Genomic DNA, 7,424 nt, shown 5'->3' on the forward strand with positions numbered 1-7,424 from the left:
TGCTGACGGATTACAGCAATTCAAAGGAATGATGCAGGGAGCACCATAGTAGCGGGACTGCTGCAAGTAAGACCTAAGGGCGCAACGAAAGTTGCGCCCATTCTTTTTTGCGTCAGCAAAAACACTTCCGATAGCCCCATTTAAGCGCTTTAGCTTCATCACTTCTCTTGTTGCATACCGGACTGGTCCTAGGAAGAGCGGGCCCTCGGTCCTAGGTAGAGCAAAAGCAAAGCAAGAACTTGACTCTTAGTTCGTTTTTTCAAACCTGTCATCGCCAATCGCCAATCGCCAATCGCCAATCGCCAATCGCCAATCGCCAATCGCCAATCGCCAATCGCCTCAAAAAACAAAACCGCCCATTTCTGAGCGGTTTGATTAACTCTAGCGTCGAGAGCTTAACTTACAGCGAGTACAGGATGTGCGAACCGTAAGAGAGGCTAGTCAACAGAATGGTCTTCTCATCGATGATGTCCATACGGCGGCTTTGCTGGGCATCCATACGGTAGATCTGGTTGATGATCTTCAGGTGCTCAGGCTTGAAGTCTTCGTTGGTGCCGGAAGTGATATCCTTGAACTCTTTCGGCTCGGTAAGTAGGTACTTACCGCTAACATCCCATTTACCAGACTCTGAAATATGAATGGTTAGCGGCTGCTCATTGGCACTGAACAATCTCATCAAAGTGATGCGCGAATAGGTGTTGTTTGGCAGGTAAACCACATGGCTGGTTTGCTCTACTCGGCGTAGCATACCGAGCTGCTCGAGTTCGGTTTCCTCGATGCGGCTGACAGTTTTCGACTGCCACTCACGGGAGATCAACAACTGTTCTTGCTTGTAGTCACTTGAGTAATAGAGCCAAGCACTAAAAGCTGCAGATAGGCCCAGCAAGATAAATGCCCAGTATTTGAAAACAAAGTGTTTGATTGACTGCTTGTGGGTAGTTACTGACATATCGCGATATTGTCCTTGTGGCTAGTCAACAAACGTAGGGTGACATTCTCGGCAGGTTTATCTTGCGAGTGGACATAGTTGACCCATAGCTGGGAATTCTGACCACCGGATACAATCACCTCCATCGGGCGTTTTTTATCGGAGTGGAAATCAAGATAGCTTTCAACACACTGGATGATCATGCTTTCCCACTGGGCAAGAGGTGGATGGTGGGCCGGGATCAATACCGGTACATCATCTACGACCGCAAACTGATCAAAGGCCGCCGATTTTGGGGGCATACTCAGATTGACTAATACCGGCAATAATAGGGCTATTAGCACCAGCACGCCGGAAATAGCCGCCATCGGTAACGGGCGTTTCTTGGCTTGAGGCTGAGGAGTTGGCGTATAGGTTTTAGGTGGTGTTGTTTGCTGGCTGTGTTCGAACAGCTCGCGTTCTACCTCCGATGGTTCATCTAATTTCTCAGCAAGTGCTTCGGCTTGCTCAGCACTGGCCGACGAGGCAATTTCCGATAAGGATTCAACCATCGCGATCATCTGGTAACCGCGTTTAGGCACGGTTTTGATGAACTCAGGTGACTTGGTGGAGTCTTTGAGTGCTTTACGCAAGGTGGATATTGCCTGGGTCAGGCTCGAATCATCAACCTCAAAACCCTGCTCGCGCCAGACAAAATCATGCAGGCGGGTACGGGTAATGATGGCTCCTGGGTCTTCAATGAGTAAACTTAATGCTCGACTTTCGTTACTACCTAGTCGGGTAAGCTCATCATTTTCGTGTTGGTCAATTAAGCTATTATCATAAGGGTCAAACAAAAAGCGTTGACCAATAAGGAATTTACTTTCTAATTTATTCATTTTTAGCACCAAGGGTACACTATCTGCGCATATAATACGCACTTACCCTGAATCTCTTCTGAATATAAAAATTATAAAAAATGGCTCTGAAAAAATATCAAAAACATAAAACGTGTATTTTAGGTTGAAAACGCTACGTTTGACCACATGTATATAGGGAAATGTAAAGGGTAGCTGCAAGAGGCGGCTGTTTTAGATCCCCGAATGTTTATTGATACAAGTTTCGGAGTTGAAATGAGCGAACAAACTATCCACAAGAACAAGGAAACCCGTGGTTTTCAGTCTGAGGTGAAGCAACTGTTGCAACTGATGATCCATTCTTTGTATTCCAACAAAGAGATCTTTTTGCGCGAGTTGATTTCAAATGCGTCCGATGCCGCCGACAAGCTGCGCTTCCGTGCGTTGTCTCAGCCAGACTTGTATGAAAATGATGCCGAGCTGGGTGTGAAGCTGTCTTTCAATGAGCAGGCTGGCACATTGACTATCAGCGACAACGGCATTGGTATGACCCGGGATGATGTGATTGAGCACCTGGGTACTATTGCCAAATCAGGCACTAAAGATTTCTTTGCCAAGCTAAGCGAAGACGAATCAAAAGATTCCCAGCTGATCGGCCAATTCGGCGTCGGCTTCTACTCGGCCTTTATCGTGGCGGACTCTGTGACCGTTAATACCCGTGCTGCTGGTGTAGCAGCGGATCAGGCGGTTTCATGGCAGTCAGGTGGCGAGGGCGATTACACGGTTGAAGATATCGAGAAAGAAAGCAGAGGCACAGAGATTGTTCTTCACCTGCGTGAAGAAGAAAAAGAATTCCTAAGCGAGCACCGCCTGCGTGACATTATCGGTAAATACTCTGACCATATCGGTATCCCGGTTCACATCCAGACCGTAGAGCGTGATGAAGAAGGTAAAGAGACTGGCCGTAAGTGGGAGCAGATCAACAAGGCCCAAGCGCTTTGGACCCGCAATAAGTCAGACATTACCGAAGATGAATACCAAGAGTTCTACAAGCATGTTTCCCATGACTTTGCTGAGCCACTGACATGGAGCCATAACCGTGTCGAGGGTAAGCAGGACTATACGAGTTTGCTGTATATCCCGTCTAAGGCGCCATGGGATCTGTACAACCGTGACAGCAAGCACGGCTTGAAGCTTTACGTTCAGCGCGTCTTTATTATGGATGATGCCGAGCAGTTCATGCCGTCATACCTGCGCTTTATGCGTGGCCTGATAGACTCCAATGATCTGCCACTGAACGTTTCGCGTGAAATTCTGCAGGACAACAAGGTGACCCAGTCATTGCGCAAAGCATGTACTAAACGTGCTTTGACCATGATGGAACGCTTGGCGAACAATGATGCCGAGAAATACCAGACCCTATGGAATGAATTTGGCCAGGTATTAAAAGAAGGCCCGGTTGAAGATTTCTCCAACCGCGAGAAAATTGCCAAGCTGCTTCGCTTTAGCTCAACCCATGCCGAGACGGTTGAACAAACGGTATCACTGGCTGGTTACATCGAGCGAATGAAAGAAGGCCAGGACAAGATCTACTTCCTGACGGCAGACAGCTTCAGCGCGGCGAAAAACAGCCCGCACCTTGAACAGTTCCGTACTAAAGGCCTTGAAGTGCTGCTGATGCACGACCGTATTGATGAATGGTTGATGGGCCATCTGCCAGAGTTCGATGGCAAGCAGTTCCAAGCCATCACCAAAGCGGACCTTGACCTTTCTGCGTTTGAGCAGGAAGAAGAGAAAGAGAAGCGTAAGGAAACGGAAGAAGCCTTCCAATCTGTGGTTGAGCGTACCAAGTCCTACCTTGGCGAGCGTGTGAAAGACGTGCGCACTACGTTCAAGCTTAAGGACACCCCTGCGGTTGTGGTGACCGACGAGAATGAGATGGGCACCCAGATGGCGAAACTGCTGGCTGCGGCCGGCCATGACGCACCTGAAGTCCAATATATTTTCGAGCTGAACCCTGAGCACCCATTGGTGAGCAAGATGGCCGATGAAGCGGATGAAGAAACCTTTGGCCGTTGGGTGGAAATGCTACTAGGCCAAGCCATGCTTGCCGAGAAGGGAAGCATGGACGACCCGTCCCAGTTCCTTGCTGCCGTTAACAAGCTACTGGCATAACGGCTGAATAAATCGAACCGGGGCAGGGTAGGACTAAGGTCTAATCGCCTGCTACCGGTGTCAAATTGTATTCTGATACAGCATGTAATCGCTGCCCAGTCAGGGACTGGGCTTGCGACTGCGGCGTAATCAGTGTATTTTTCACTTCTTTGAAAACTCCATTCAAATCTAAAGGGGAACAAGATGCGCATCATTCTTCTGGGCGCTCCAGGTGCAGGTAAAGGTACTCAGGCACAATTCATCATGGAGAAATTTGGTATTCCACAAATCTCTACTGGTGACATGCTACGTGCAGCAATCAAGGCAGGTACTGAGCTAGGTAAACAAGCGAAATCCGTCATTGATGCTGGCCAGCTTGTGTCAGACGACATCATCCTTGGTCTGGTTAAAGAGCGTATTGCTGAAGACGACTGTGCAAAAGGCTTCCTGCTTGACGGCTTCCCACGCACGATCCCTCAGGCTGACGGTCTGAAAGAAATCGGCGTTGACGTTGACTACGTGATCGAGTTCGACGTAGCTGACGATGTGATCGTTGAGCGTATGGCTGGCCGTCGTGCCCACCTAGCTTCTGGCCGTACTTACCACACAGTTTACAACCCGCCTAAGGTTGAAGGTAAAGACGACGTAACTGGTGAAGCTCTTGTTGTTCGTGATGACGACAAAGAAGAAACAGTACGTGCTCGCCTAGGTGTATACCACGAGCAGACTGCACCTTTGATTGCTTACTACAACAAAGAAGCAGACGCAGGCAACACTAAGTACCTGAAATTCGACGGTACTCAGCCAGTAGCCGCTGTAAGCGCAGAGCTGGAAAAAGCACTGGCTTAATTGCAAGCTGCTTAGCAAGTTCAGAGACGGGTTGGCCATTAGGTCAGCCCGTTTTTTTATGTGGCAGAAAAATGATCCAAATAATGTCGCTTATGGTATAACCGACTGAAAAGAAAACTGATACAGTTATATCTATTGACCAAAACCGCTGTAAGCGTGAAGGATGATATGAGCGAGCAAAACATCAATAACAATAACCAGACCCGCCCGTATGGGGTGCTGCTAGTGAATCTAGGTACGCCTGATGAAGCAACGCCGGCAGGGGTAAAACGCTTCCTGTCCGATTTCCTCCATGATCACCGTGTCGTTGATATGAACCGTTGGCTTTGGTGTCCGATCCTCCATGGTGCTATTTTGCCAATCCGCTCGCCGAAGGTCGCGAAATTGTACCAGTCGGTCTGGATGGATGGAGGTTCACCGTTGATGGTGTACTCAAGACGACAGCAGCAGGCGTTGACCGAAAAGTTGGGTGTACCGGTAGAATTGGGGATGACATATGGTAGCCCAGCGATTGTTGATGGCCTTGATGCATTGAAAAAACAGGGTTGTGAGCGTGTACTGGTATTGCCTTTGTACCCGCAGTACTCACGTACTACGACGGCAGCAGTTTTTGACAAGGTGGCCAAAGTGCTGAAGGCGAGGGCGGATATTCCCGAGTTGCGTTTTGTTAACCACTATTTCGATCATCCTGACTACATTTCTGCACTGGCTGAGTCAGTGAATGACTTTTGGCAGCAGAACGGAAAAGCCGATTATTTGCTGTGCTCTTACCACGGTATCCCGAAACGTTATGCTGATAATGGCGATCCGTATCCTGAACACTGTAATGGCACCACGGCCCTGCTGGCTGAACAACTCGATATGCCGCGAGACAACATGAGCATGAGCTACCAGTCAATTTTTGGCCGGGAGGAATGGCTCAAGCCTTATACTGAGGGGACGATCCGTGAGTTGGCCCAGAAAGGGGTCAAACGTCTTGACGTGATTTGCCCAGCATTTTCAGTGGACTGTTTAGAGACATTGGAAGAAATTGCCGAAGGTTGCAAAGAGGTCTTCCTTGAAGCGGGCGGTGAGAGCTTTAACTTGATCCCATGCCTGAATGATAACCCGGCCCATATCGACTTGATGGCTTCACTTGTGCAGCAGCACAGCCAAGGTTGGTAGTTCTTACCCCTACAGGAATCAGGTGTCGATATTGATGAACACCCTGTATGGGAATCTTGCCTGGTTGACGATGGAGCTCTCACATTCTGTGAGAGCTTTTTCTTTTTTGTTCTATATTCTGTGATAGAATTCGCAAAAATTTCTCAACAGACAGCTCATTGACATGAAATTTCCAGGCCAACGTAAATCCAAGCATTACTTCCCGGTCCATGCACGTGATCCTCTTCTTAGTCAAACTAAGCAAGATAAGCGACTAACACGCACGCATATTGTTGGTATTGACCAGACCCTGGTTGATATTGAAGCCTGCGTTGAAGATGAATTCCTGGAACGCTATGAGCTAAGTAAAGGCCACTCGCTGGTTATCTCCGATGAGAAAGCGGAAGCGCTTTACCGCGAGCTAAAAGAAAAAGAACTGATCAGCCACGAATTCGCTGGTGGCACAATCGGTAATACCCTTCACAACTATTCTGTGCTGGCTGATGATAAATCAGTACTGCTGGGTGTGATGAGTAAAGATATCGAAATCGGCAGCTACGCTTACCGTTATCTTTGCAACACCTCAAGCCGCATGGATATGAACCACCTGCAACCAGTAAATGGTCCAATTGGCCGCTGTTTTGCCCTGATCTCTAAAGAAGGCGAGCGTACTTTCGCCATCAACGAAGGTCGTATGAACCAGCTTGAGCCAAGCAGCATCCCTGAAGATGTGTTCAAGCGTGCCTCTGCGTTGGTACTGACTGCTTACTTGGTACGTTGTAAAGATGGCGACCCAATGCCAGCAGCAACCATGCAGGCGATTGAATACGCGAAAAAGCACGATGTACCCGTTGTTCTGACTCTGGGCACCAAGTTTGTGATCGAAGATGATCCACAGTGGTGGCGTGATTTCCTACGCGATCATGTAACCGTGGTTGCGATGAACGAAGATGAAGCAGAAGCACTGACCGGTGAATCTGATCCATTGATTGCCTCTGAAAAGACCCTTGAGTGGGTTGACTTGGTACTGTGTACTGCTGGTCCTGTCGGCCTTTACACGGCAGGCTTCACTGAAGATGAAGCCAAGCGCGAAACTAGCTTGCCTCTTCTTCCGGGTGAAATCCCAGAGTTCAACCGCTATGAGTTCAGCCGCCCGATGCTGAAATCAGAGTGCCAGAACCCAATCAAAGTGTACTCTCACATTGCCCCTTACATGGGTGGTCCTGAGCGTATCAAGAATACCAATGGTGCTGGCGATGGCGCACTGTCTGCACTGCTGCACGACATGTCAGCCAACCGCTACCACAAAGAGAACGTACCGAAATCAAGCAAGCACCAGTTTGACTTCTTGACTTACTCGTCGTTCTCACAGATCTGTCTGTACTCGAACCGAGTGAGCTATGAAGTGCTGGCTCAGCACTCGCCTCGTCTGTCCCGCGGCCTACCGGAGCGTGAAGACAGCTTGGAAGAAGCATACTGGGAACGTTAATCGACTTTCTTGGTTGATAATAAAA

General features: G+C 48.7%; 6 protein-coding genes. 4 read left to right on the top strand and 2 right to left on the bottom strand.

The features are described 5' to 3' along the window. Positions 1 to 400: 400 nt before the first annotated feature. Both BIZ37_RS28540 and BIZ37_RS28545 read right to left on the bottom strand, forming a co-directional pair. A complete protein-coding gene (locus tag BIZ37_RS28540; protein WP_187464416.1) occupies positions 401 to 949 on the bottom strand; it encodes a regulatory protein ToxS in 549 nt (182 codons plus the stop codon). Further along, positions 940 to 1,806, bottom strand: coding sequence for a transcriptional regulator (locus tag BIZ37_RS28545; protein ID WP_187464417.1), 867 nt, complete (start codon positions 1,804 to 1,806; stop codon positions 940 to 942). The genes BIZ37_RS28540 and BIZ37_RS28545 overlap by 10 nt, the downstream gene beginning before the upstream one ends. Positions 1,807 to 2,040: 234 nt before the next feature. Between BIZ37_RS28545 and htpG the strand changes: the two genes are divergently transcribed. The 4 genes from htpG to BIZ37_RS28565 all read left to right on the top strand — a co-directional run bounded on the left by htpG (position 2,041) and on the right by BIZ37_RS28565 (position 7,399). After that, positions 2,041 to 3,939, top strand: a complete 1,899-nt coding sequence (htpG, locus tag BIZ37_RS28550) for a molecular chaperone HtpG (RefSeq protein WP_187464418.1) — start codon at positions 2,041 to 2,043, stop codon at positions 3,937 to 3,939. Positions 3,940 to 4,122: 183 nt separating this feature from the next. Further along, positions 4,123 to 4,767 (top strand): adenylate kinase, encoded by a 645-nt coding sequence (adk, locus tag BIZ37_RS28555; protein WP_187464419.1) that lies wholly within the window; start codon positions 4,123 to 4,125, stop codon positions 4,765 to 4,767. Positions 4,768 to 4,935: 168 nt separating this feature from the next. Then, entirely contained in the window at positions 4,936 to 5,931 is a 996-nt protein-coding gene (gene hemH / locus BIZ37_RS28560) for a ferrochelatase (protein WP_187464420.1), read from the top strand. A 163-nt stretch (positions 5,932 to 6,094) separates the two neighbouring features. Further along, on the top strand, positions 6,095 to 7,399 hold the full coding sequence (locus tag BIZ37_RS28565) for an inosine/guanosine kinase (RefSeq protein WP_107298488.1): 1,305 nt from the start codon (positions 6,095 to 6,097) through the stop codon (positions 7,397 to 7,399). Positions 7,400 to 7,424 lie beyond the last annotated feature (25 nt).

The sequence above is a fragment of the Photobacterium sp. BZF1 genome (assembly GCF_014349205.1).
GTDB lineage: Bacteria > Pseudomonadota > Gammaproteobacteria > Enterobacterales > Vibrionaceae > Photobacterium.

Bases quoted from the DNA above. Each gene is read 5' to 3' on its own strand.
- BIZ37_RS28540 (WP_187464416.1), bottom strand. From the start codon at position 949: ATGTCAGTAACTACCCACAAGCAGTCAATCAAACACTTTGTTTTCAAA.
- BIZ37_RS28565 (WP_107298488.1), top strand. From the start codon at position 6,095: ATGAAATTTCCAGGCCAACGTAAATCCAAGCATTACTTCCCGGTCCAT.
- htpG (WP_187464418.1), top strand. From the start codon at position 2,041: ATGAGCGAACAAACTATCCACAAGAACAAGGAAACCCGTGGTTTTCAG.
- BIZ37_RS28545 (WP_187464417.1), bottom strand. From the start codon at position 1,806: ATGAATAAATTAGAAAGTAAATTCCTTATTGGTCAACGCTTTTTGTTT.
- adk (WP_187464419.1), top strand. From the start codon at position 4,123: ATGCGCATCATTCTTCTGGGCGCTCCAGGTGCAGGTAAAGGTACTCAG.
- hemH (WP_187464420.1), top strand. From the start codon at position 4,936: ATGAGCGAGCAAAACATCAATAACAATAACCAGACCCGCCCGTATGGG.